Source organism: Shewanella frigidimarina NCIMB 400 (assembly GCF_000014705.1).
GTDB classification, from domain to species: Bacteria; Pseudomonadota; Gammaproteobacteria; order Enterobacterales; family Shewanellaceae; genus Shewanella; species Shewanella frigidimarina.
Genome location: NC_008345.1, coordinates 338,974 through 365,005, shown reverse-complemented (window position 1 = coordinate 365,005; position 26,032 = coordinate 338,974). Strand labels below are relative to the sequence as shown.

Annotated in this window: 27 protein-coding genes; 15 read left to right on the top strand and 12 right to left on the bottom strand. The window is 42.0% G+C overall.

The window, feature by feature from the left end:
• Positions 1–28 precede the first annotated feature (28 nt).
• The 6 genes from SFRI_RS01750 to SFRI_RS01725 form a co-directional block, all read right to left on the bottom strand.
• Positions 29–1,531 carry a methyl-accepting chemotaxis protein gene (locus SFRI_RS01750; RefSeq protein WP_011635826.1) on the bottom strand — a complete coding sequence of 501 codons (1,503 nt, stop codon included), beginning with the start codon at positions 1,529–1,531 and terminating at the stop codon, positions 29–31.
• A 10-nt stretch (positions 1,532–1,541) separates the two neighbouring features.
• Entirely contained in the window at positions 1,542–2,153 is a 612-nt protein-coding gene (locus SFRI_RS01745) for an SCO family protein (protein ID WP_011635825.1), read from the bottom strand.
• Positions 2,154–2,408: 255 nt separating this feature from the next.
• Positions 2,409–3,002, bottom strand: coding sequence for an FMN-dependent NADH-azoreductase (locus SFRI_RS01740; protein WP_011635824.1), 594 nt, complete (start codon positions 3,000–3,002; stop codon positions 2,409–2,411).
• A gap of 153 nt (positions 3,003–3,155) precedes the next feature.
• Complete coding sequence (locus tag SFRI_RS01735; RefSeq protein ID WP_011635823.1) at positions 3,156–3,650, bottom strand: thioesterase domain-containing protein; 495 nt, start codon at positions 3,648–3,650, stop codon at positions 3,156–3,158.
• Between the two features lie 69 nt (positions 3,651–3,719).
• Positions 3,720–4,157 (bottom strand): D-aminoacyl-tRNA deacylase, encoded by a 438-nt coding sequence (gene dtd / locus SFRI_RS01730; protein WP_011635822.1) that lies wholly within the window; start codon positions 4,155–4,157, stop codon positions 3,720–3,722.
• A 149-nt stretch (positions 4,158–4,306) separates the two neighbouring features.
• Positions 4,307–5,269, bottom strand: coding sequence for a virulence factor BrkB family protein (locus SFRI_RS01725; protein ID WP_011635821.1), 963 nt, complete (start codon positions 5,267–5,269; stop codon positions 4,307–4,309).
• A gap of 105 nt (positions 5,270–5,374) precedes the next feature.
• Between SFRI_RS01725 and SFRI_RS01720 the strand changes: the two genes are divergently transcribed.
• Positions 5,375–5,599, top strand: coding sequence for a hypothetical protein (locus SFRI_RS01720; protein ID WP_011635820.1), 225 nt, complete (start codon positions 5,375–5,377; stop codon positions 5,597–5,599).
• Between the two features lie 62 nt (positions 5,600–5,661).
• Positions 5,662–6,309, top strand: a complete 648-nt coding sequence (locus SFRI_RS01715) for a DUF2959 domain-containing protein (RefSeq protein ID WP_011635819.1) — start codon at positions 5,662–5,664, stop codon at positions 6,307–6,309.
• 115 nt (positions 6,310–6,424) lie between these two features.
• On the opposite strand, the gene SFRI_RS01710 is transcribed toward SFRI_RS01715, so the two are convergent.
• From SFRI_RS01710 to glnA, 4 genes are all read right to left on the bottom strand, one after another.
• Positions 6,425–6,895, bottom strand: a complete 471-nt coding sequence (locus SFRI_RS01710) for an Lrp/AsnC family transcriptional regulator (protein WP_011635818.1) — start codon at positions 6,893–6,895, stop codon at positions 6,425–6,427.
• A 192-nt stretch (positions 6,896–7,087) separates the two neighbouring features.
• Complete coding sequence (locus SFRI_RS21830) at positions 7,088–7,627, bottom strand: type II secretion system protein (protein ID WP_011635817.1); 540 nt, start codon at positions 7,625–7,627, stop codon at positions 7,088–7,090.
• 53 nt (positions 7,628–7,680) lie between these two features.
• Positions 7,681–7,917: a diguanylate cyclase domain-containing protein gene (locus SFRI_RS01700; protein ID WP_279625710.1), complete on the bottom strand. Its 237-nt coding sequence runs from the start codon at positions 7,915–7,917 to the stop codon at positions 7,681–7,683.
• Positions 7,918–8,124: 207 nt separating this feature from the next.
• Positions 8,125–9,534: a glutamate--ammonia ligase gene (glnA, locus tag SFRI_RS01695; RefSeq protein ID WP_011635815.1), complete on the bottom strand. Its 1,410-nt coding sequence runs from the start codon at positions 9,532–9,534 to the stop codon at positions 8,125–8,127.
• Positions 9,535–10,014: 480 nt separating this feature from the next.
• Here glnA and typA point away from each other — a divergent pair, with 480 nt between their 5' ends.
• The 10 genes from typA to SFRI_RS01645 all read left to right on the top strand — a co-directional run bounded on the left by typA (position 10,015) and on the right by SFRI_RS01645 (position 20,265).
• Positions 10,015–11,826 carry a translational GTPase TypA gene (gene typA / locus SFRI_RS01690; RefSeq protein ID WP_011635814.1) on the top strand — a complete coding sequence of 604 codons (1,812 nt, stop codon included), beginning with the start codon at positions 10,015–10,017 and terminating at the stop codon, positions 11,824–11,826.
• A gap of 347 nt (positions 11,827–12,173) precedes the next feature.
• Positions 12,174–12,485 carry a pyrimidine/purine nucleoside phosphorylase gene (ppnP, locus tag SFRI_RS01685; RefSeq protein WP_011635813.1) on the top strand — a complete coding sequence of 104 codons (312 nt, stop codon included), beginning with the start codon at positions 12,174–12,176 and terminating at the stop codon, positions 12,483–12,485.
• A gap of 131 nt (positions 12,486–12,616) precedes the next feature.
• A complete protein-coding gene (locus SFRI_RS01680) occupies positions 12,617–13,141 on the top strand; it encodes a DUF4124 domain-containing protein (RefSeq protein WP_011635812.1) in 525 nt (174 codons plus the stop codon).
• Positions 13,142–13,280: 139 nt separating this feature from the next.
• A complete protein-coding gene (gene glnL, locus SFRI_RS01675) occupies positions 13,281–14,318 on the top strand; it encodes a nitrogen regulation protein NR(II) (protein ID WP_011635811.1) in 1,038 nt (345 codons plus the stop codon).
• A 36-nt stretch (positions 14,319–14,354) separates the two neighbouring features.
• Entirely contained in the window at positions 14,355–15,767 is a 1,413-nt protein-coding gene (gene glnG, locus SFRI_RS01670; RefSeq protein ID WP_011635810.1) for a nitrogen regulation protein NR(I), read from the top strand.
• Positions 15,768–16,879: 1,112 nt separating this feature from the next.
• Positions 16,880–17,854, top strand: coding sequence for a thiamine pyrophosphate-dependent dehydrogenase E1 component subunit alpha (locus SFRI_RS01665; RefSeq protein WP_011635809.1), 975 nt, complete (start codon positions 16,880–16,882; stop codon positions 17,852–17,854).
• Positions 17,855–17,867: 13 nt separating this feature from the next.
• On the top strand, positions 17,868–18,878 hold the full coding sequence (locus SFRI_RS01660) for an alpha-ketoacid dehydrogenase subunit beta (protein WP_011635808.1): 1,011 nt from the start codon (positions 17,868–17,870) through the stop codon (positions 18,876–18,878).
• Entirely contained in the window at positions 18,878–19,177 is a 300-nt protein-coding gene (locus tag SFRI_RS01655; protein ID WP_011635807.1) for a biotin/lipoyl-containing protein, read from the top strand. Before SFRI_RS01660 ends, SFRI_RS01655 begins: the two co-directional genes overlap by 1 nt.
• A gap of 12 nt (positions 19,178–19,189) precedes the next feature.
• A complete protein-coding gene (locus SFRI_RS01650) occupies positions 19,190–19,492 on the top strand; it encodes a DUF6506 family protein (RefSeq protein WP_011635806.1) in 303 nt (100 codons plus the stop codon).
• Between the two features lie 14 nt (positions 19,493–19,506).
• Positions 19,507–20,265, top strand: a complete 759-nt coding sequence (locus SFRI_RS01645; protein WP_011635805.1) for a 2-oxo acid dehydrogenase subunit E2 — start codon at positions 19,507–19,509, stop codon at positions 20,263–20,265.
• A gap of 111 nt (positions 20,266–20,376) precedes the next feature.
• Here the strand turns inward: SFRI_RS01645 and fieF are convergent, their stop codons facing one another.
• Positions 20,377–21,246 (bottom strand): cation efflux pump FieF, encoded by an 870-nt coding sequence (gene fieF, locus SFRI_RS01640; protein ID WP_011635804.1) that lies wholly within the window; start codon positions 21,244–21,246, stop codon positions 20,377–20,379.
• Between the two features lie 200 nt (positions 21,247–21,446).
• Positions 21,447–21,938, bottom strand: a complete 492-nt coding sequence (locus SFRI_RS01635) for a Spy/CpxP family protein refolding chaperone (RefSeq protein ID WP_011635803.1) — start codon at positions 21,936–21,938, stop codon at positions 21,447–21,449.
• A gap of 275 nt (positions 21,939–22,213) precedes the next feature.
• Here SFRI_RS01635 and SFRI_RS01630 point away from each other — a divergent pair, with 275 nt between their 5' ends.
• The 3 genes from SFRI_RS01630 (at position 22,214) to SFRI_RS01620 (ending at position 25,844) form a co-directional block, all read left to right on the top strand.
• Positions 22,214–23,641: a thioredoxin family protein gene (locus SFRI_RS01630; RefSeq protein ID WP_041412732.1), complete on the top strand. Its 1,428-nt coding sequence runs from the start codon at positions 22,214–22,216 to the stop codon at positions 23,639–23,641.
• A 116-nt stretch (positions 23,642–23,757) separates the two neighbouring features.
• Positions 23,758–24,444: a response regulator gene (locus SFRI_RS01625; protein ID WP_011635801.1), complete on the top strand. Its 687-nt coding sequence runs from the start codon at positions 23,758–23,760 to the stop codon at positions 24,442–24,444.
• The gene (locus SFRI_RS01620; protein ID WP_011635800.1) at positions 24,444–25,844 is read left to right on the top strand and encodes an ATP-binding protein; all 1,401 of its coding nucleotides are present in this window, start codon (positions 24,444–24,446) and stop codon (positions 25,842–25,844) included. Before SFRI_RS01625 ends, SFRI_RS01620 begins: the two co-directional genes overlap by 1 nt.
• Positions 25,845–26,032: the final 188 nt, after the last annotated feature.

The window sequence follows — 26,032 nt, the reverse complement described above, 5'->3', positions numbered from 1 at the left end:
GCGAAAGCGATGCTATCGCCTGTATTTTTTACACCTTGTAAGCCGCAGCTTTGGTTTGATAGTCTTGAGTAATCTGTTTCATTTCTACCGCGCCACCAGCCAGCTTTTGAACTTGTGCCGATAACAGTACAACTGCTTGAGCGTTGTCCAAAATCTCCGATCCTATTTGAGTCAATCTATCTGCTTGTTGTTGTGTACCATTTGCCACGTTGTGGCTCAAGGTCGCCACTTGACCAATTTGGGCTGAACGTTGCTCAAGCCCTTTGGCTATGCCACTGGTATGAAATACATTTTGCGTCGTACGCTGTTTGCCTTGATCCATCGACTCAACGGTTTTTAGCATGCTGATATTCAAACGACTCAATACTTTTTCAATGCCATCGGTCGATTGACTGGTACGCTTTGCTAAAGTGCGAACTTCATCTGCCACCACCGCAAAACCTCGGCCACTCTCACCCGCTCTAGCCGCTTCAATCGCCGCATTTAACGCCAGTAAGTTAGTTTGATCTGAAATACTACGAATAGCCTGTAGCAATGTGGTGATAGCACTAATATCCGTGGTTAAATCGGTCATTGATTCTGCCACGTCTATCATATTAGTTTCTAGCGCCTGCATGTCTTTCATAATGCTTAATGCGCTTTGGCTATCACCAAGACTTGAGGCTGCCCCTACTTTTGCCTGATCCGCTGATATTTGAGTGTCATGGGCCATTTGTTGAAAATTGTCGATCACATCTTGAGTCGACTCGGCAATCATTCTAGCTTGATCATTTTGCTGTTGTACTGCTTGCTGGGTTTGATCGCTCAGGCTCATTAAGTTGTCGGAAGTACTCGCCATTTTCACAGCAATATCGCGATAGTCGTTAAACAATTGCGATAACTCTTCCAGCATCAAATTAAATGAGATTTCTGCATGAGTATCAGCTGAAGCTAAACGCATAGATAAATCTTTATTTGCTGATATCTGTTCAATAGCCCCTGCAATACGTTGATTAGCCAGTGAATCAGTACGCATAAATAAGGCGATTCGGATGAGGATAAAGGTTTCAGTCGCGGCAAATAAAGCATGGACTAACATTATGGTCCAGTTACAATTACCGGCAAAAATCATTAACTGTGTACCTAGTACTTCAATATCTTGTAATTGAATATAGGTCATAAGAATATGGTGTATTGCCACCGTCAACAAAGCAGCCAATAATGGCTGCCAGCGTAAATAAATAAGAAATACGCCCATGGTGGCAAAGATATGAAAGTGCATTTCAATCATACCCATTTGGCTTTGAATCAGTAATCCTGACACCGTCATCATAATTACTGCACCAACTATCGCAAATAACTCAGTCCCTTTCAGCAAGCTGTAACTCAACTGTACTATAACTAAAATAGCTATCGCTGCAGTAATACTAAAAGTCAGCATTTGGGCACCAAAAAATCCACTGACGACTAATAATGGGGCCTGCAACATCAACAACCGATAGATATATAAATCATGTTTTTTGAGTAATGTTACAGTTTGAGCATCATTCATATATTTAAACCTAAAGTTGAGATGAAATAATATGGTTAAGATCAATCAACATCTTGGATATTGAAAGTTGTTTAGCCGTATAAATACGTGCGATTTGTCCATTTGGATTCAACAAAAATAGATTGCCAACATGATTGATGGTGGCGAGTTGCCGATTGATATTGTCCGATAAGCGCAATTCAAGTTGATGTAAATCTGACTCGGACAATGACGCACTGACAAAATGCGTAGAGCGTGCATCGATCACCGCTTGGCGCAAGGCTAATGTGTCGTTATCAGGGTCAATAGTCACAAATAGAAATTGAACCTCAGCTTTATTAAACGAAGCATCCTGCTCTATTCGTTGTTCAAGTTGATTTAATTGCTCAATACGTATTGGACAAATTTCTGAGCACGACAAAAAGCCCAAAAATAAATAGGTATACGTTCCCGCGGACGTAGGGTACTGGTGAACTTGTTGATTAACGTCTTGCCACCGAAAATGAATCTGCTGGCTATCACTAGTGGTAATTCCATAGCTCTGCGAACCTGAATCCCATTGATTAATCAACATCAATATAGGAACAAGACTCACAGCGAGCAGAATTAAAGCTGACGCGATGACAATTTTGTTTATTTTCATAAAATAGAAACAACAATATGACGGCTTTTCAACGATAAGCTTGAGGGCTTTTGGTAATGAATCTACATTTTGAAAAGTAAAGTTGGCATCAAACTAGATACTGATAATAAGGTCTATACGTGGCAAATTATGTTGTTGATCAACAAAATGACAAAAAATCACAAAATAAAAAACGCTTAATGCTCCTTTAAATGTCAAAGGTGCATTAAACGTTTAGTTTTCAAACCAGCGACTTAACTTAAGCCGCTGTATTTATTAAAGTGTTATTGCATCAATAGCAAGCTTAGCTTGGCTAATGCCTGTTTCTGCTGCATCAGGGCCCATATTTAATGCTTCTGCATAAATGGTTTCGACGTTGTTAATCCCAATAAAGCCCAGCACAGTTGTTAAGTAAGGTACCACATGGTCTGTAGGGCCGCCTTTATGCGCTCCACCACGAGTAGTCACAATAATGGCACGCTTACCTTCGATTAAACCAACAGCTCCGGTATCGGTGTAAGTAAACGTCACACCGGCACGGGCGATCAAATCGATCCAATTTTTTAACGTTGTCGGTATACCAAAGTTGTACATCGGCGCAGCGATAATAATGGTGTCATGAGCTTTAATTTCAGCGACTAATTCATCCGATAGCGCGAGTGCAGATAATTGACGTTCAGAAAGATTATCACCGCCGCGTAAACCTGAAGCTAGCTCACCATCTAACATTGGTAATGTATTTTCACCTAAATCACGCACTTTAATTTGCGCACCTTTACTGCTCCATTGTTGATTTAAATAATCAACTAATGCTGAAGACTGTGAATAACTGCCTAGAATGCTTGATTTTAAAATTAGTACTTTTGCCATTGTTAAGTCTCACCCATATGTTTGTTGGGTCATATGCTATGTGCCTGACCAATGCAGTTAGTATATTTGCCTATAAAAAAGAATAATAGCGTAATAATTTTGCAATTATATTCGATAAAATCGAAATGTATTTACATGTTCAACGCGCATATTTTAATCAATGCTAATATTTTTTGGCGGTAAAGACACAAATTGCCCGGTAAACGTAGCACACATAATGTCATCACAATATAACGCCACTTCTAAAGTGATTTTTACTCGTCGGCCTCGGTTTAATGGATTCAAATCAGTATAGGGCCAAATAACTTTGGCATAAGGCTGTTTAGTCACCGGTTTTAAATATCTGACTTTTGCATCAGCTAACACGATATCACCGTGAGCCTGTGATAATTGCTGCTGTAACCACACCATTCCCCAGCCGGTTAACGTCATTAAAGTATAAATGCTGCCAGCAAACATGGTGTGATGTAAATTAACGTTGGGCTCTAAAGGTGCTGTGACTTGTAGGCTATCGCCATTAAACAACACTGGTTTAATGTTCATAAATTGACTAACAGGAATCGTACTGTGCCAAGTTTCACACAAGGTCTGCAGTAAAGCTGTTACCTTGGCATCTGATTGCGCTTCTGTGAATGAAATATCAAGCATAACGGCATCCCTCCGATGATGACTGGTTAACCTCAGCTGACAATAATTGAATGGTAATAAATTATGGCCTTATACCTGCAAATTAAAGGTCACAGGGCCATCATTAACCAACTCAACCTGCATATCTGCACCAAATTGCCCCGTCTGTGTCATAACCCCTTGTTGGCGACAATACTCGACAAAAGCTAGATAAAGGCGATCGGCTTGTTCTGGGGTTGCTGCGCACGAAAAACTGGGTCTTAAGCCTTTGCCAGTATCCGCAGCTAAGGTAAATTGTGACACCACCAATAATTGCCCACCGACTTGAGCCAGATTAAGATTCATTTTGCCATCTTCATCACTAAACACCCGATAATTAATGACTTTTGTAGCTAACTTAACCATTTTCTCAATATTATCTTCGCGCTCTATGCCTAGTAATACTAACAAGCCTTGGTCAATTTTGCCGACTATTGTATTGTCTACCGACACTGATGCACGTTTAACTCGTTGAATTAATGCAATCATAACTGCCTTAAAATATGTTTTTGAGTAGTCGTTATTCGATCCACAATATTGGTCGCCAATACATGGCGACCTTGTTTAGCTAAGGTTATTGGCGCGCACTTTCCTGTATAACAGGCAGTAACGGAATCAATTAAATACATTCGTAGTAGTTATGATTTATCAGACGGAACCGATTTATCAACCACGATAGGATCATGCACATTGTTGACATGCTCGTCTTCCGTTTCAGCAAATATTTCCGCTTTTAGATCTTCCGCTATAACAGCCAAACTCTCCAGATACTCTGGTAAAGCGGCAGTAATTTCTGCCCCTAACAACACAATCATCCACGATAAATATACCCATACAAACAAAATGGGCACCACTGCCAGAGCGCCATAAATGGCTTCATAACTCGGAAACTGAGTGACATAAAACGCAAAACCTTTTTTACCTGCTTCAAATAATACCGCAGCAACAATTGCGCCTAATAAAGCATGCAAGAAATGCACTTTCTTATTTGGTACTACCATATACAACAGTAATATCGATGCTGCAGAAAATATCAACGGCAAACGTTCAACAATCCACGGGACTAGTCCAGATAATTCAGTACCTGCCACAACCTCTAATGACACAACATAGGACGTTGCTACTAAGCTTGCACCTATGAGAACAGGCCCCAGAGTCAACACCATCCAGTACATCGAAAATGACACCACGTATGAGCGTTTTTCGGTAATCCGCCAAATGTTATTCAATGCTTTGTCGATAGCTGAAATCAGCATAATGGCAACAAACACTAAGGCGATAATACCGACAAAAGTGCCTTTAGATGCATTAGCGACAAATTCGTTAATATGCACTTGTACCGTATCACCCGCCGCAGGTATAAAATTATTATAAATAAAGCCTTCGATATTGCCGCGAATACCTTTAAACACCGGAAAGGCCGATAACATCGACATGGTGACAGCCAACATAGGCACCAGTGACAACAAAGTCACATAGGCCAAATGACCCGCTCGTATATTGATTTGGTCTTCAGCAAGCCGCTGTTTGAGATGGAGTAGAAACTGCCAAATCCCACTAAAAAAAGCCGCAATAGGGCTGTAATCAAACTTTTTGGGCATAATAATCCTTATTTCATACCACGTTAGTGGAGATAACATTTGTATTCAGTCACTAACTTCGTACAATGTTATAACATAATAGTCATCGAATAATGGAGCAAATTGATGTCACAACAAGGTTCGGCGGGTAATGTACTCGCAGCTGTCGCGAGCTTATTTTTCCCAGGCTTAGGCCAGCTTTTGCAAGGGCGTATATTAGCGGCTTTGTTATTCTTCTGCATTACTGCCGTTTGTTATTTCTTTTTTGTGTTGGTCATCCCAGCCATTATCGGTGGTTTATTCCATTTATGGAGCATCATCGATGCAGCAAAATTTAAATCAGGTAGTTAACTCACAAGGTAGTTAACTTCAACGAGGTACCTTTCACCTCACACAATAAAAGAGACACATTGATGAAAAAATGGATATCACTGGCACTATTAAGTAGCAGTTTACTGTTGAGCGGTTGTCAAAGCGCCTATTACGGTGCAATGGAAAAAGTCGGCTATCACAAACGCGACATTATGGTCGATAGAGTGCAAGAAGCAAAAGAGTCGCAAGAAGAAGCTCAAGAGCAATTTAGCTCTGCATTGGAAGAAATGCAGGCGCTTTTAGCATTTGATGGTGGCGATTTAGAAGATGCTTATAACAAAGCTAAAGATGAATATGAGTCTGCTCAATCTGCTGCTGATGAAGTTAGTCATCGCATCGAAAAAGTCGAAGATGTCGCGGATGCTTTATTTGATGAATGGCAAACTGAAATCGAAGAAATAAGCAAAGCCAGTTTACGCCGTAACAGCACCAGCAAGCTCAATGAAACCAAACGTTCATATAAAACTCTAGTCAGAAGTATGCGCCGGGCAGAAGCTAAAATGCCACCCATTTTAACCGCAATGAAAGATAATATGCTGTATTTAAAACATAACCTAAATGCGCAGGCTATTGGTGCCATTAAAGGTGAGTTTGCCAATTTACAGACAGATATCTCTAGCTTGATTAAAGAAATGAACAAATCGATTGCCGAATCGAACAAGTTTATAGCCTCAATGGAACAAGGTTAAACCTTACCTCCCCATGTCAACTAACGCCCTTAGCGGTAACCTATGCTGTCATAGTCTATGACGGCCTAGGTGCTGCTTTTGGGTATTTATATGTGCCTATTCTGTGTATTTATGCTTAGTCGATCGGCGACTGGTCCACAGGTAAAGCCGTACGGCTAAAGATTGGCTTCAAGACCACAGTGGTTTCAATGCTGGCGACAAACTTAAGGTTGCCAAGCGATTTCTTGATAAATTGTTCATAAGAAACCAAGTCTTTGGCGACGATTTTGAGCATGTAGTCATAAGCTCCGGTTACCACAGCGCATTCCATCACTTGAGGTAATTGTGCCATGGTTGATTCAAATAACGCGGTCGATTGATCAGTATGTTCCGTTAAACGTATCGATGTATAAACCACAACATTTAAGCCCACTTTAAAGGGATCAACTTGTGCACCATAGCCTAAAATTACTTTATCTTGTTCAAGCTTTTTAACTCGTCGTAAACAAGGAGTATCCGACATATTAACCTTATCGGCTAATTCAGAAACAGCCATCCGGCCCTGACGTTGTAAAATTTCTAATAGCTTGAGGTCTTTTTTATCCATTAAACAAATCGCTTTTTAGTGAGTGATTAACGGTATAAATATCATATTCCTGAGTGAATTCCTCTACAAATTTACGTTAATCACAAATATTTCAAGCAAATGGGCGCCGCAAAACAATAAAGGCCATAAAGTTAACATGGCATTTATCTAAAGAGGGTAACTTGAGGTGATGCTAGCGGAGAATAACAACACTTAACACTCGTCAATATCGACAACAACTAACGGTGACTCTCCTGCGGCTTGTGGTTGCGAATATCTAATTTCGCATTTATTGGCAGCATAATCTGCATTTGGACGAATACGTAATCCGCTTCGATTATTAACATCATAGGTTGTGATGTTAAATTCACCACCGCCACTGTTGTCGGCAATGTTAATCATTCTAACGATACCGGCTGAAGTATGACGCGGATATCCGTAAGCTAACGTTACTGATTGGCCTTGTACCATAATACTATTGCCCAAACCATTACTGGTCCCAGGGGCTGTTTCATCGCAACCTGCACTTATCACGCAAGCAGAATAAACCAAGATTTTACCGCTATTAATTGCTGCTGCAACGCCCTGCATACTACTCGCGTAAGCATTACTTTTTAAACCGATAAATTTTGGAGCAACCACAACAGCAAGGATGCCTAAAATAATAATCACTACCACAAGTTCTATTAAGCTAAAACCTTGCTGCTTACGCCACGACAAACGACCATGATTAAATGAGCTTGTATGTATCAATTTAGATATCCTGCAGCCAAATAAAAAATAACATTATTCTCTATTTTAAAATGTTAATCAGCCAGTATCACCTGAGATTTTCCGGCATATTTAGCCTGATACATCGCAACATCTGCACGATGGATTAAGCTATCTGTATCGCGATCAACACCTTTATAAATGGCTGCACCAATACATGCACTAATGGTTAAAGAATATGTGCCTATTTGAAAAGGTTGTTTGATCAGTTCAAGAATACTGCTTGCGGTAGCCATTACAGTACTACTATCGATATGATCATATAAAAGGATTGTGATTACGAATGAGTTTCAATCATTTCTTGAGCCTAAACTAAGCAAATAATATTTTAGCCTTCTAAATGATACCTATTTTGCTATCAACTACAGCTTAGTCAAATTTACATATCTTTGTGTTCATTGATCCACAAACAAAAAACCCGATAATCACTTATCGGGTTTTTCTATTGGCTTGCTTGTTTAAGCAATTGCGCTCAAGAATTACAAGCTGTAATACATTTCAAACTCAAGTGGGTGAGTAGTACGTGCAACACGTTCTGCTTCTGCCGTTTTAAGTTGGATATAAGACTGAATAAAGTCTTCGCTGAATACGCCGCCTTTAGTTAAGAACTCATGGTCAGCCTGTAAATTTTCAAGTGCGTTTTCTAATGACGTCGCAACCTGTGGAATTTCAGCAGCCTCTTCAGCTGGTAAGTCATATAGATCTTTATCCATTGCTTCACCTGGGTGGATCTTGTTTTGAATACCATCAAGACCAGCCATTAGTAATGCAGCAAAACCTAAATATGGATTTGCATGTGGATCAGGGAAACGCGCTTCGATACGACGGCCTTTAGGGCTTGGTACCACTGGAATACGAATTGAAGCACTGCGGTTACGTGCAGAATATGCAAGCATTACTGGCGCTTCAAAATGTGGCACTAAACGCTTGTAAGAGTTTGTGCTTGGGTTAGTGAACGCATTCAATGCACGGGCATGCTTAATAATGCCGCCAATGTAGTAAAGCGCTAGGTCACTTAAACCTGCATACTTGTCACCTGCGAATAAGTTAACGCCGTCTTTAGCTAAAGACTGATGCACGTGCATGCCGCTACCGTTGTCACCAACGATTGGTTTTGGCATAAATGTCGCTGTTTTACCATAAGCATGTGCCATGTTATGAACAACGTATTTTAGAATTTGAATTTCATCAGCTTTCTTAGTCAACGTATTGAAACGTGTTGCGATTTCGTTTTGACCCGCTGTTGCTACTTCGTGGTGATGCGCTTCAACTACTTGACCCATTTCTTCAAGTACTAAACACATTGCCGAACGTAAATCTTGTGAAGAATCAACTGGTGCAACTGGGAAATAACCACCTTTCACCATTGGACGGTGACCAGTGTTACCTTCTTCATAGCTCTTAGCTGAGTTCCATGATGCTTCTTTTGCGTCAATCTTCACGAAACAACCTGACATGTCAGTACCAAAACGGACATCGTCAAATAAGAAGAACTCTGGCTCTGGACCAATCAATACTGTGTCAGCAATACCAGTAGAAATTAGGTAAGCTTCAGCTTTCTTAGCAATAGAACGTGGGTCACGGTCATAACCTGTCATAGTACCAGGCTCTAAAATGTCACAACGAATAAGTGCTGTTGTTTCTTCAGTGAAAGGGTCTAACACGAAAGTGGTTGGATCTGGCATTAGCACCATGTCAGATTCATTAATGCCTTTCCAACCCACAATTGAAGAACCGTCAAACATTTTGCCGTCTTCAAAGAAATCTTCATCTACTTGATGAGAAGGAATAGAAACATGCTGCTCTTTACCTTTAGTGTCGGTAAAGCGTAAGTCTACAAACTTAACTTCTAACTCTACAAGTTGTTTTAAAACTGATTCAACTGACATTCTCAAGCCTCCGGTAGGGTAAAGGGTTGTCCCTTAAATAATCTTGCCATTCGCCAGATGATGCACCTGGAAAACGAATCTTTACATAATTATCAGCAGTAAAGCGATATTCATGCCAGATCGCTAACTAATTGATTTTATGAAGATGAGAAAGTTTCCAAATCTTCTAAATCATAACCTTGCACCAACCTCGTGCATCACTATGTTTCATCATGGTGCAAAAGTCCATAATGGTGCGCCATGTTAATGTTACTGTTTTAGCCAATGTCACATTTTTGTCTTACATCATGGTTATGCTTAATATATATACGTTTTATGCTGTTTTTTAACGCATAGCAAGTAATAGATTTACAAGTGTTCAAAAATAATCCTATCTACAAAAGCTGCTGTGAAGTAGAATGGCACGCTTTTTTACAGTGGCTATAATCTATAACTACTGTTAGATCCTTTTTTTTTATTTGCTGGTTTAGAGGTTTATCCGTGCTAGAGAATTTACGTAACATCGCCATTATTGCCCACGTTGACCATGGCAAAACAACCCTGGTTGACAAAATGTTGGCGCAGTCAGGAACCCTTGCATCTCGTGGAGAAGCTACTGAGCGGGTTATGGATTCTAACGATCTTGAAAAAGAACGTGGGATCACCATTCTGGCAAAGAACACTGCCATCCAGTGGAACGACTACCGTATTAATATCGTAGATACTCCTGGCCACGCCGATTTCGGTGGTGAAGTTGAACGCGTTCTATCTATGGTTGACTCAGTATTACTATTGGTTGATGCAGTTGATGGCCCAATGCCACAAACTCGCTTTGTAACCAAGAAAGCATTCGCTCAAGGCCTTAAGCCAATTGTTGTTATCAACAAAATTGACCGTCCAAGTGCTCGTCCAGATTGGGTTATTGACCAAGTATTCGATTTATTCGTTAACTTAGGTGCCACTGACGAACAACTAGATTTCCCAATCGTTTACGCTTCGGCATTAAATGGTTTTGCAACGTTAGATCCAGATGTAGCGAGCGATGATATGACGCCGCTATTCCAAACTATCGTTGAGAAAGTTGCTTTCCCAGACGCTGATGCTGAAGCGCCATTCCAAATGCAAATCTCTCAAATCGATTATAACTCATACGTGGGTGTTATCGGTATTGGCCGTATTACCCGTGGTAGCGTTAAAACTAACCAACAAGTGACTATTATTGGCGCTGACGGTAAGACTCGTAACGGAAAAATGGGCCAAGTATTAGGTTACATGGGTCTTGACCGTACAGAAGTGCCAATTGCAAATGCTGGTGATATCGTTGCTATTACAGGTTTAGGCGAGCTTAAAATCTCTGACACTATCTGTGCAGTGAATGCAGTAGAAGCAATGCCACCGTTAACTGTTGATGAACCAACGCTAACGATGACATTCCAAGTAAACACTTCTCCGTTCGCGGGTAAAGAAGGTAAGTACGTTACTTCACGTAACATTCTTGAACGTTTACAGACTGAATTAGTTCACAACGTAGCACTTCGCGTTGAAGAAACAGAAAGTCCAGACCGTTTCCGCGTATCAGGTCGTGGTGAATTACACTTATCGATTTTAATTGAAAACATGCGTCGTGAAGGTTATGAATTAGCCGTATCTCGTCCAGAAGTTATTCTAAAAACAATCGATGGTGAGCTACATGAACCATACGAAACTGTAACAGTTGACGTTGAAGAAGAACATCAAGGTACCGTAATTGAAAAATTAGGTGTTCGTAAAGGCGAAATGAAAGACATGCAGCTTGATGGTAAAGGTCGTGTACGTATCGACTTCGTTATCCCAAGCCGTGGCTTAATTGGTTTCCAAACCGAATTCTTAACTGCTACATCTGGTACTGGTCTAATTTATCATTCATTTGATCACTACGGTCCACACAAAGGTGGCGATATTGGTCAACGCGCTAACGGCGTATTGATTTCAAACGCAACAGGTAAAGCACTAACATTCGCTCTATTTGCTTTGCAAGACCGTGGTCGTATGTTTATTGGTCACGCTGCTGAAGTGTATGAAGGTCAAGTAGTGGGTATTCATGCTCGCTCTAACGATTTGACAGTAAACTGTTTGAAAGGTAAACAGCTAACTAACATGCGTGCATCTGGTACTGATGAAGCACAAGTATTGACTACACCAATTAACTTAACGCTTGAGCAAGCTCTTGAATTCATCGATGATGATGAATTAGTTGAAGTAACTCCTAAGAACATCCGTGTTCGTAAGAGATTCTTAACTGAAAACGAACGTAAGCGTAATAACCGCGGTTAATTACCATCAATGAGTGGCAAATTACCTTTGCCACTCATTGAGACCTAAAAAGCCCAGATGCATGCATCTGGGCTTTTTGTTGCCTCGTCTATCAGGCTATAAGCGAAAGGCCTAGGACGCTGCGCTGCTAGTACGCTCCGCGGCTAGAGGCTATAAAGTCAATAGCTTAACAGCGAAGCAACGCTAGTAGTGACGAAGTCACGCCTTAGCAGCGAAGCGACTCTAGCAGTGGCGAAGTCACGCCTTAGCAGCGAAGCGACTCTAATGATACAACATGAAAACATTTAACTAGATATTTTACGTAAACGCAGATAGATTCATGCCAAGATCATTTTTAGGGAGAATATATGAGTATGTTACAACAGGTAAGCGTCGCTAAAAAAGCCAATGTGTATTTTAACGGTAAAGTGATAAGCAGAAGCGTAGTATTAGCTGATGGTAGTAAACAAACTTTTGGCGTGGTATTGCCTGGTGAATATGAGTTCTCTACGGCTCAAGGTGAAATAATGCAGGTTATTTCCGGTAAATTTGACGTGTTATTACCAGGTAAAACAGAGTGGGTTGCATATGCAGAAGCAAGCCAGTTTGAACTTGCACCAAATGTGAGCTTTAGTATTCGAACAGATCAAATTTCAGAATACTGCTGCCAATACATATAGTTTTCTTGCACCTTAATAAACAATAGCGACTTAACTGTGCCGCTTCAATTCAGCTTAACTAAATCAGTTTAAGCTGATTTTTTTTATAAAAACGTCTACTCTATTAAAACTGTCGTTTTATGGAGTGCATCATGCGCCTTATCTTACTTATTAGTTTGCTATTATTGAGCGCCCAAAGTCTTGCTACCGTATACCGTTGGGTAGATGAAAAGGGCAAAGTTCATTACTCGGATGAACAAAAAAACAATGCCGAAGCTGTTGAATTAAATGAAAACACCCAAAATAACATGACGATTAACACCCCAACAAAAATCAATATTACTCCAACAACAGAAGCATCAATTAATTACTCGATTTCGATAACCTCTCCCCAAGAAGAAGCTACTGTGCGTGACAATAACGGCGCATTTACCGTGTCAGTAAGCATCACCCCTCAACTACCTCGTGGCGTGCTAATGACATTATTAGTCGATGGAGTTATCACAGCCCCTGCTCAAGTATCGAATATATTCCAATTAACAGGCATTAATAGAGGTGAACACTCACTGGTTGTTAACGCTGTAACACAAAGCGGCAAAGTCCTTGCATCAAGCTCTCCTAGAAAGATATTCCTTCACCAAGCATCTGTATTTGGACCAGCAAAAAAGTCTAAATAATTAAGATAAAAACTATTCTATTCATTCACTTATAAATTTGTAGGTGATCTTTTATCTTATAAAAAGCTTGTGTGTTCCGGGTTGTGATACGCACCAAATTGGTGCATCATAATGGTGCAACCCAATACTAGGACGGCTAATGGACACAAATAACCTTCTCAATCACTTAGTCACCGCAGTGCTCGTTATTAATAACGAGCTCAAGCCGAGCTATGCTAATGCCGCGGCCGCACAATTATTGGGAGTAGGTAACTATAAGCTGCTTGAACAAACGCTTCCTGAGCTCTATCAACTGATGGGAGTTGAGCCACAATTGCTCCGCGATGCGATTAATGCTGGCCAAGGGCTTACAGTGAATACCGCGGCATTAATTACCCTAGACGGCCAACATCACACCATTGATATTACCTTGGTGCCTATTGAAAATGACAATAACCTCAGCATATTAGAATTACGCCAAGTAGACCAACAACGCCGTATTCATCAGCAGCTTAATATGGACGCCCAACAGCAAGCAGCACAGTTTTTGGTGCGTAACTTAGCTCATGAAATTAAAAACCCACTGGGCGGGCTTCGAGGCGCTGCGCAATTGTTATCTCGAGAGCTCGACTCACCTGAGTTAAAAGAATTTACCAGCCTGATTATCGAACAGGCTGATAGATTACGAAATTTAGTCGACCGCTTGCTTGGCCCACAACGTCCAACGCAACATACTGAACACAATATCCATCAAGTGATTCAAAAAGTGCTTAAGCTCGTTGAAATGGCACTGCCAGACAATATCTGCTTAAAACGAGATTACGATCCATCAATTCCTGATATTCAGATGGATCCAGATCAAATGCAGCAGGCCGTATTGAATATTGTGCAAAATGCGATACAAGCTTTAGAACATTGTGGTGGCGATATTGTCATTCGCACTCGCACTCAACATCAAGTCACCATTGGAACACAGCGCTATAAAGTGGTACTCGCCTTATCCATTATTGATAACGGCCCCGGTATTCCTGCTGAGTTAATGGATACCCTTTTCTACCCTATGGTCACCGGTCGTGACGAAGGTTCAGGGTTAGGATTATCTATTGCACATAACATTGCCCGATTACACGGCGGTCGCATTGATTGTGTTTCGGCACCAGGGCATACCGAATTTATTATTAACCTGCCATTACAATAACTAGCATGCCCTTTGTAGGCAGAATGAGGTAGTAACATGAACATTAGTGAACAAGTTTGGATCCTCGATGATGATAGTTCAATCCGTTGGGTTCTCGAAAAAGCCCTTAAAGGCGCATCACTGTCAACGGCTAGCTTTGCTGCTGCAGAATCCTTGTGGCAAGCTTTAGAAGCATCACAACCTCAAGTCATCGTGTCAGACATCCGCATGCCAGGTACTGACGGCTTAACCTTACTAGATCGCTTACAACTGCATTATCCGCATATTCCAGTGATCATCATGACCGCCCACTCAGACTTAGACAGTGCGGTGAGCGCATATCAAGCAGGTGCATTTGAATACCTACCAAAACCATTTGATATTGATGAAGCGATTAATTTAGTTGAACGCGCACTCACACATGCAACAGAGCAAGCGCCACAACCTGTGATTGATACCACCATAAAAACCCCTGAAATTATTGGTGAAGCCCCGGCAATGCAAGAAGTGTTTCGTGCCATTGGTCGATTATCTCGCTCATCAATTAGTGTGCTTATCAATGGTCAATCTGGTACCGGTAAAGAATTAGTCGCTGGCGCATTACACAAACACAGCCCTCGTAAGGACAAGCCCTTTATTGCATTAAATATGGCTGCTATCCCCAAAGATTTGATTGAATCTGAACTCTTTGGCCATGAAAAAGGCGCTTTTACTGGTGCAGCCAACGTACGCCAAGGCCGTTTTGAACAAGCCAATGGTGGCACGCTATTTTTAGATGAAATTGGTGATATGCCAATCGATGTGCAAACGCGATTATTACGAGTACTTGCCGACGGTCAGTTCTATCGTGTCGGCGGTCATCAAGCTGTGCAAGTTGATGTGCGAATTATTGCTGCGACGCATCAAAATCTTGAGGTACAGGTACAAAAAGGCACCTTCCGCGAAGATTTATTTCATCGCCTCAATGTGATCCGAGTGCACTTACCGCCGTTATCGCAACGCCGTGAAGACATTGCCCAACTCGCCAATCACTTTTTAAACACGGCTGCGAAAGAGATTGGCGTTGAACCCAAAATACTCACCAAAGAAACAGCCGTAAAGTTGGCTAATTTACCTTGGCCGGGCAATGTTCGCCAACTTGAGAATACTTGTCGTTGGTTAACAGTGATGGCGTCCGGACAAGAAATTTTACCGCAAGATTTACCACCAGAATTGCTTAAAGATCCAATTGCAACCCAGCAGAAACAGGTTGGAGCAAGTGACTGGCAAACCGCACTCACTGATTGGATTGATGAAAAGTTGGCTGCAGGTGAAAGTGATTTGCTCACTGAAGTGCAACCTGAATTTGAACGTATTTTACTTGAAACAGCACTAAGACATACTCAAGGTCATAAACAAGAAGCCGCTAAACGCCTAGGTTGGGGCCGCAACACCCTAACGCGTAAATTGAAAGAACTGTCGATGGATTAACCATTAACATTAGCCATCAACTTTAGTCATCATATTGGCAGTAATGCTTGTGTTGGATTAAGGTTTGTTATGTTTTACTCACTTAACAAAATCTTAATCCAACACAGAATAAACCTTGTATCTCAAACAGCCATTTTTCATCAGACTATACTGAATTATCAACTAATAAATTAAGTGTCATCACACAAATCCATATCCGACATCCACTCAATAATCATCATAATTCTCGTAATCATGGCCCATTAACTTCGCCACTCAATTACTATGAACAAAGCCAAACACACGACTCAAACAATACCCTCAAACAGTATTTTCTCTACACATTACCTTCCAATAGTGAGTGGTGTTAATATCCCAGCCATATTCTGTCCCCAGTTATGTTCTTAATTATGTTCAGAGCTATTTCAGAGTGATGCTCAACGTAATCCCCAAAATGATGCCAATAACATACCTGTTCAAATATTAACCAAAGTTGATGCAGATCAAATTTTATTCGCAGTACAGGAATATACTGATACTTGTGTGCTGAGACTCTCCTTTAATTAGGAAGGTAGAAATCATGGACTTGCCGCAAACAGTTATTTCCCCTAAAACCGTCGGGGATCCGCTCTATTACGAAGCTATCGTCTTCGGTCGCTTTACGCGTCAACTTTGCGCGTTAGATGACAAAAAAAGCAATATGTCCTCTAGCAACATGACCCACACCATTTCAGTATCCACATTGAGTGACCAAGCATGGAAAAAGATGACATCAACGTCAACTTGGAACACGTCATGCTACGCGTTGAGGCTACAACGTCATCACAGGCAAGGGAAACAACATGGTGTATGCCATATTATTCACTTCATTATGGTAAATACACTCGCCCTTTCATCCTTTGAAAAAATGTCATCCCTAACAGACTTAATACGGCATTTAAAGACGACGTTCTTCCTCTCAACATTCCGAACCAGAAAGCCGCTAAAGAAATGACCCGTACTGCGATTAAGTGAGGCTTCACGGTAGATATGTAGCACTTTCACTGCCTACCTGAATGACTGTTTCACTTGTTTTGAACAGCACTAAATGGACTTCTTAGCCTTCTGTGGTTTTTATTTTGGAGGAAAGACAAATGCATATTGATCGCGAACAATTACTGGAAGCGTACCGACAAATGCGCACCATACGAGAATTTGAAGAACGTCTGCACAAAGAATTCACCACAGGACAAATACCTGGATTTGTTCACCTATATGCCGGTGAAGAAACATCAGCTGTAGCCGTGTGTCAGCAATTAAATAATGAAGACCACATTGCCAGTACCCACCGCGGCCATGGCCATTGCATTGCAAAAGGTTGTGATGTGATGGGGATGATGAAAGAAATCTACGGCCGCGCAGAGGGGTTATGCGCAGGCAAAGGCGGCTCCATGCACATTGCTGATTTAGACAAAGGCATGCTTGGTGCTAATGGTATTGTCGGTGGTGGTGGCCCATTAGCCTGTGGCGCAGCCTTGTCTTCTAAGGTACGTGGCACCGATGGGGTTGCAGTCGCCTTTTTTGGCGACGGCGCGTTTAATCAAGGCACCATACTTGAATCGATGAACTTTGCTTCGGTTAATCAATTACCAGTGCTATTTGTATTGGAAGATAACGGTTATGCCGAATCCACCGCCAGTGCTTGGTCCATGGGAGGCCATGATCCTGTTGCTAGAGCCGCGGGATTTGGGATAAAAGGAAAAAAGGTCGACGGACATGATTACTTTGCCGTTTACCGCGCAGCCAAAGAAGCCGTTGATGCGATGCGAGCAGGCCTTGGTCCACGCTTTATTGCCATTGAATTTACTCGTTATTACGGACACTTTGAAGGTGACGCCACCACCTATCGTCCTCCTGGTGAAGTCCGTGACGAACGTACTTACCTCGATGCGCTAAAATTTTTCCGCGCTAGGGTCACGGGTGGCGAAATGCTAACCGTAGTTGAGCTAGATGCCATCGATGATGAGGTCAAAACACTCATTGATGCTGCCGTCGATGAAGCTAAAGCCGCTGAAATACCTAATATCGACCAACTCACCACTGACGTTTACGCCAATTACTCATTATGATTTGGGGGAAGTTATGTCTATAAAATCTTTTAGAGAAGCACTCAACGAAGGCATGCGTGACGCCATGCTAGAAGATCCGTCAGTCATACTATTAGGCGAAGATATTGCCGGTGGCTTAGGTGCAGCTGGACAACAAGATGCTTGGGGCGGTGTACTAGGCGCAACTCATGGCTTAATGACGGAGTTTGGTCGTGACCGTGTATTTGATACTCCCATCAGCGAAAGCGCATTTATTGGTGCCGCTGCTGGTGCTGCTGCAACGGGATTAAGGCCTGTTGCTCAGCTTATGTTTGTTGATTTTTTTGGCGTTTGTGGAGATCAAATCATCAACCAAATGGCTAAATTTCGCTATATGTTCGGCGGAAAAGCCACAACACCAGTGGTTGTAAGAACCTTATATGGGGCTGGCACAGGAGCCGCAAGCCAACATAGTCAATGTCTGTATCCTATTTTCACCCATATTCCCGGCTTAAAAGTGGTTATTCCATCTTCACCCTATGAAGCCAAAGGGCTGATGTTACAAGCCATTCGTGATGATGACCCAGTGATATTTTTTGAACATAAAGCCATGTTCAACGATAAGGGCGAAGTGCCTGATGAACCCTACGTCATTCCATTTGGTCAAGCCCGTACTGTGCGTGAAGGTCGTGATGTCACTATCGTAGCCATTGGTCGTATGGTTGGTTTTGCTAGCAAAGCAGCTGATGCATTAGCCCAAGCGGGTATCGAATGTACCATTATCGATCCGCGCACCACGTCACCGCTTGATGAGAAGGCAATATTAGCGTCGGTTGAACAGACTGGCCGGCTAGTAGTAGTTGATGAAGCCAGCCCTCGTTGTGGGATGGCAGCAGATATCAGTTCAATTGTGGCTGAATACGCATTCTCAGCGCTAAAAGCCCCGATTAAACGTGTTATGCCACCACACTCTCCGGTGCCGTTTGCACCGAATCTTGAACAAGCTTACATCCCTAGCGTTGCAGATATTGAAATTGCAGTGCAAGCAGTAATGAGGAAACACTAATGGCCAACAATATTAATGCCATCACAATGCCAAAATTTGGTCTCACGATGGAAAAAGGCAGCGTCTCAGCTTGGCATGTTGAGGTTGGCAAAACGGTCGCAGTGGGTGATGAGATTGCCGATATTGAAACCGAAAAGGTCACCTCAGCATACGAATCACCGATAGCCGGAACATGGCGGCGTAGTGTTGCCTCTGTCGGTGATGAGCTTCCAATTGGCTCACTTATTGGTGTGATGGCATCTCCCGAGATTGATGATGCACAAATAGACAGTTTCATTGCCAAATTCACACCAACTTAATAGGACAACACCATGAAATTAAAAGCAGCTTTTATGTTTTTATCACCCGATGCTAGCCATGAAAAAAGTGTTGTCTCGACCCCGAGTGTCGAACTCACAGTGATCGCAACACGCAATTACGACGATGCAGTATCGGTTGCCACTGAGCTGGCTGATTTAGGCATTAAATCTATCGAACTCTGTGGTGGCTTTGGCCACATTGGTACGGCTCGTATTGCCAACGCTGTCGAGGGTAAAGCCACTGTAGGTGTTGTAAGGTTTGATATTCATCCAGGGTTGGATGGCGCGAGTGGTGATAGCATTTTCACCAAATAATAGGATTATTTATCATGGAAACTCTACAAGATAAAGGTGCTAAGTACCATTTGTTTGGCGATGTCACCACTGAACCATTAACTAAGATAAGGCGAATAATCGCTAATAATGTGCTTGAGAGCTGGACGCATATACCCCACGTGACCCATCATGATGAGGTAGATATCGGTGCCATCGAAGCATTACGCCATAAGCTTAATATCGAACATTCGGCTGACGTTTTGGGTGTGACTGAAGAGGCACAGATACATTTCACATTATTGCCGTTCATTTTAAAAGCCACGATTGAAGCATTGAAGCTTTTCCCTGCATTTAATGCTTCGCTCAGTGACGACGGCGAAACACTGATGCTTAAGCACTATTACAACCTTGGAATTGCGGTAGACACCTCAAATGGTCTTCTCGTTCCGGTAATTAAAAACGTAGACGCACTCACACTAGAGGAGCTAGCCATAGCATCACAACAATTAGCTGAGCGAACTCGCGCAGGTAAACTGACCTTTGCCGACACTGAAGGAGGCTCATTCACGGTAACCAGTTTAGGCCCAATGGGAGGTACGAGTTTTACGCCCATTATTAACATGCCCGAGGTTGCCATTTTAGGAGTATCAAGAGAAATAACCAAGGTTGTGGCGCAAAATGGCCAAATTGTTATTCGCCCTATGTTGCCATTATCGCTGTCCTATGATCATCGTGTTATCGATGGCGCTATGGCAACACGCTTCATGGTACAGCTAAAGCAAAATCTGTCACAAGCGGAGACTTTCTGCTAATGGCATATGACATTAGTGTTAGATCAATAATGGCAGTGCATTAACCTAATGATAAGGGGTTAATGAGCTGCCATTATTCAATTAAAAGTCTTAGTTTCTACACATCATTGATTAAACCGGATCTTGGTGAATTATCACTTCTGCATCATCAAACGCCGCTTTAATCGTCATACCCGCTTTATCTGCTATTGCATGAGCTTCAAGCAGAGATAAGTCACCAGCCAATTCCATGTGCAATTGAATGAACGTGGTTTTGCCCGCTTGACGAGTGCGTAAATCATGAATCCCCTTAACGCGAGGGTCTTGCTTGGCTAACGCTTTAATTTTGTCGCGAGTCTCATTGTCTAACTCGCGGTCAAGTAAACTCTGAATTGAACGATAACCTAAACCGAGCGCTTGATTACCAATAAACAATGCAATAAACACCGCAAACAGACCATCGGCCCACCACCAGCCATATTGCGCCAATATTAGCGCAAACAACACCGCAGCATTCAATAACAAGTCAGACTTATAATGTAGTGAATCGGCCTCAACCAAAGAGCTATTGGTTTTTTTCAACGCATGTCGTTGCAGCAAAACGAGTGCAAATGTCAGTACTATCGCAATAATAGACACCACGATGCCACTCATAGCATTGGTGACTGCCACTGGATGAATTAACTTTTCGCCGCCATACAATAATAACAACGACGCCGAACCTAAAATAAAGGCCGCTTGAGCTAACGTTGCTAACGGCTCAGCTTTACCATGGCCATAACGATGATCTTTATCAGCGGGAACGATGGCATACCGAATAGCGATAAAGTTAACAATCGAAGCAAGTGCATCTGCAAATGAATCCGTTAATGAACCCAACATACTGGCCGAGCCCGAATACATCCAAGCGATCAACTTAATCACAATAAGGCACAGCGCTGTGGCCACTGACGCGCGGCTAGCTAATTTGACCCAAAAGTCATATTCAGAAGAGGTACTCATATAAGAATTGTCGGCTCATTTAACTGATGATTTATCTGCTATTACTATAGCAAGTTCATTGCTCGATTAGGATAAAGTTTACTAAAGTAACCACTCGCCTTAAGCAAAGTGTGACCATTAGCAAACTTGCATAAATAAAAAAGCCACTACCCAAAGGTAACGGCTTTTATCGATTTAATTCGACGATGTGTCAGTAATCATTAACGGCGCGGTTTGTGGCCTTTGCCTAGCTTAAATTTATCTTGAAACGTTTGTTGCTGTTCAGGCGTTAATAATTGATAAATCTCGTTTTGGATTTTCAAATGCGTCAGCATCTTTTGTAAATGCTTTTGTTGCTGTGCTTCAGCCATTTCAGTTGCTTTTGCTTCATCAAAACCAGCGGTAGTGATTAACGCTAACATTTCTGTACGGTGCTCAGCGCGCTGCTCTTTAGTTGGACGCTCAGGGCGGTTAGCTTGATACTTATCAAAGATGGCTTTTACTTGAACTTTTTGGGCATCAGTTAAATCCAGCTTACGAAGCATTTTATGCATGCCACCTTTGTGACCATGATGTCGGTCACCTTTAGCGGTAACATTTTCAGTTTTTACAGTATTATCAGCTGCATCAACTGCATATAACTGACCAGCTAATAAAGCCGAGCTTGCCACTAAGGCAACTAAACTCGTTTTGATGATTGATGATGTTTTCATTGTTAAGTACCTCGGTATGAATGGGATTTATTTTCTGCCTTTGCAGATTTGATACTCAGTTTACCGAATGCAATGTCAATGAGGGTTAAGACTGAGTAAACCTATGTAAAGAACGTTTTCATAGCACTTTAGTGCCAGTAATTCATGATCAAGTTGGCATCTTGAATGATAAATATCGCAGTAATGCGAGCCAGTTAACGTAATTCAGTCTTGATCCTTACAGTAATCATATTAGGGCATAAAATCTAACTATTAGCGCTTTAATGGAATACATTATGAACCGATTGATTGGCCAATTACTGTTACTTCTTTGTGTACTGATATTGGCACCCAGCTCAATAGCCAGTACCGCAGCCTCAACTGACAACTCACTTTGGTATACTCAGCAAAACCAGCAGCCAGTAGTTAAACTGCATTTCTTTTGGTCTAAAACCTGCCCTCATTGTCGTGAAGCCCATCCTTTTATTGATGCTCTAGGCGAACGTTTTGACTGGATAGAACTACACGACTACGCCATTAGCGAACCCGGTAATGTCGATAAACTGATGGAAATGGGCCAACACACTGGTGTTGAACCTAAATCAGTACCCTACTTTGCCATTTGTGGTGAGGCCGTTGTTGGCTATAACAGCCATGATGTCACAGGCCGTTTTATCCTAGAACGCTTAGTTAACTGTTACCAACGCCAAGGTGGTAAAGCAGATATTGGTAATAAGCTCGATGATTACTTAGGCGCATCGCCAGTAGTAAGCGCACCATTATTTGAAACCTGTGGTGACACTAGTGAAGACCCACAAGCCGAAAGTTCGTGTGGTATGTCGTTTGACCAAGCCAGTGACATTACTCCTATACCGACTGTTCAACCTGTCGACATTCCACTCATTGGTGCTGTGCACCCTGAAGAAATGTCATTACCAGTGCTCACCTTAGTACTCGCTGGTGTCGATGCCTTTAATCCCTGCGCATTTTTCGTGTTGCTGTTTTTACTGAGCATTATGGTTAATGCAGGCAGCCGCAAACGTATGTTATTGGTAGGCGGTATTTTTGTATTCTTCTCAGGCTTTATCTACTTTATATTTATGAGCGCCTGGCTTAACTTATTCCAACTACTTGGTGGCGGTGATGGCGGTATCATTATCACTTGTGCGGGGGTATTGGCATTGATTGCGGCCATAGTGAATATAAAAGATTACTTTTACGGCCGTGGCGATGTCAGTCTATCAATGTCAGTTGAAAATCGTGGCTCGCTTATTAAACGTATGGGCAAATTATCTAAAGCCAGCTCGTTACCAACAATGATTTTAGGCTCAACGATTCTGGCTATTTTAGCAAATACCTATGAACTGCTTTGCACCGCAGGTTTCCCAATGATTTACACCTCTGTGTTGTCATTATCAGATCTCGATACCATGCAGCGATACTTATACCTCATCGCTTATAATGTGGTTTACGTTATTCCACTTGCTGCTATTGTGATTGTATTCTCAATGACCTTAGGTAAACGCAAGCTCACCGAAAAAGAAGGCGAAGTGCTTAAACTGATGTCAGGTATTATGATGTTAGGGTTAGGCAGCATGTTAGTGTTTAACCCTAACTCACTGCAAAATGCAGTCTTTTCAGTAGGCCTGATATTTGGGTCTATTGTACTGACCTTTATTATTGCCAGAATTAAACGCTACATAGTACAAAATAAAGCAGGGTAAATGTAAAACTGTGCAATGTTGATATGATTTAATCTTGGCATAAGATAAGCTTAATTGATCGAAAAATCTGTATGTTAGCTTCAACATACAGATTTTCTTTGTGCCAGAGGAAAGTTATGAATCGCATTTTACTGATCGACGATGATATTGGTTTATCCGATCTACTCAGCCAATTACTTGAGTTGGAAGGCTTCGTATTAACCCAAGCTTATGATGGTGAGCAAGGGCTGATGATGGCGCAACAGCAAGACTTCGATTTAATCCTTCTTGACGTGATGCTGCCTAAACTCAATGGTTTTGAAGTCTTGCGTGCTTTACGCCAACGCAAGCAAACACCGATATTAATGCTAACCGCTCGCGGTGATGAAATTGATCGGGTTGTCGGCCTTGAAATAGGTGCCGATGACTATTTGCCAAAACCCTTTAATGACCGTGAGTTAGTGGCACGAATTAGGGCCATATTACGTCGAGCACAAACAACTCAGCAAGATAGCCAAGCCAATGAAATGATGCAGTTTGGTGATTTACGTCTCGACCCTACCCGCCAAGAAACCTATTGCAATGAGCAACTAATCATTCTCACTGGCACCGAGTTTTCACTGCTATTTCATTTGATCGAAAAATCAGGCGAACTGGTTACCAAAGAATCATTAAGCGAAAACGTATTAGGCAAAAAGTTAATGCCATTTGATCGTAGCTTAGATATGCATTTGTCTAACTTACGCAAAAAATTACCAGAGCGTCAAGATGGCCGTCCACGCGTCAAAACCCTGCGCGGCAAAGGTTATATTTGGATACCGTAATGCTAAAAAACAATCCATTTAACGGGCTATTTTTTAAATTATTGTTAGGCTTTTGGCTATGCAGTTCATTGATTATTGCACTGGTGTCTTTATTGCCATTACTGCAACAAAACCATGATCGTTCACCATTACCTCCCAGTCTTGAGCGAGTACTTAAAAGCGTTGCAAAACGAATACAAGAGCAACCTCAATTACTCGAAGGTAAAAATCTTCAACGTCTGCACCGTAGCCGCAATAAACAAGGCGATAGAAACCATAATGCTGGTCCATTGCGCTTATATTTAACCGATGGCGAAGGCCAAGTATTAAATACCAAACGAGTATCGCGAGGATTTAGACGCTTTCAACTCATGGCAGAAGAAGCAGACCATCCGATCAGCCATCAATTTAGAGATGAACTTATTTTCGGCCCCTATTCTTTTGTGGTCAATGGCAAGCCGTATCAATTATTTGGCCGCTTCCCCGATAATCATCCACGGCCGTGGTTCTTTTTCTTTGCCGACAATAAATTACTTACTGCAGGCTTAGCCATTTTACTGTCTGGCTTATTATGCGGTTTGCTCGCATGGTATTTGGGTAAACCATTACGTTCGCTAAAGCACAGTGCCAATGCCCTCGCTAGAGGTGATTTATCTAGCAGAGTCGATGCCGCTACCGCAAATCGTCGTGATGAAATGGGCCAATTGGCACAGGCTTTTAATGGAATGGCCGATGCAGTGCAAGCCATGATTAACAACCAGCAACGATTAATGGGTGATATTTCTCATGAACTGCGCACACCACTCACTAGGCTGCAATTAGCCTTAGCTTTAGGCCGTAAAAAAGGGCAGCAAAGTGAAGAGCTAGAACGTATCGGCTATGAAGCCTTACAACTTGAAGCGCTAATAAGCGAGTTACTCACTCTATCTCGGGTAAGCTTAGCCAGCCATGAAAATAAAGTCGTACTCGAATTAGCAGAATCTTTAAGCCAAGTGTTAGATGACGCCGAATTTGAAGCCGAGCAGCAAGGCAAACTATTACAAATTGATATACCAGAGGCACTGCAATTGCCTCTTCACCCAAAGACACTCTCGCGCGCCATAGAAAATCTGCTGCGTAATGCAATTTGCTATGCCAATAGCCAGATAACCATTAGTGCAGCCCAAGTTGGCAAACACATATTAATTACAGTGGAAGACGACGGTCCAGGTATAGATCCAAAAGAGCTCGAAGCTATTTTTAAGCCTTTCTATCGCCCCGATACAGCCAGAGACAGGCAAAGTGGTGGGTGGGGTTTAGGGTTGGCTATAACTCAAGCTGCTATTACGTTACATCAAGGCAGTATTGTGGCAGAAAACCTTATCGGCCCAACAGGAAAGCGCGAAGGCCTTAAGCTCAGTATCAGTTTACCGGTTAGCTAGTCGATATAAAAAATAAACTTCAACCACTTATATTCTAATCGGCCTTAATAATGGCATTAACTAATATTCCCTGCACACGCAGGGAATAAGCACGTATCAATAATAGCTAGCTCGCCTTCATAGACGACACAGCTGAATTAACCCTGTAATCAATAGCATGTCATTGCTAGGTAAAAATTACCCCTAAC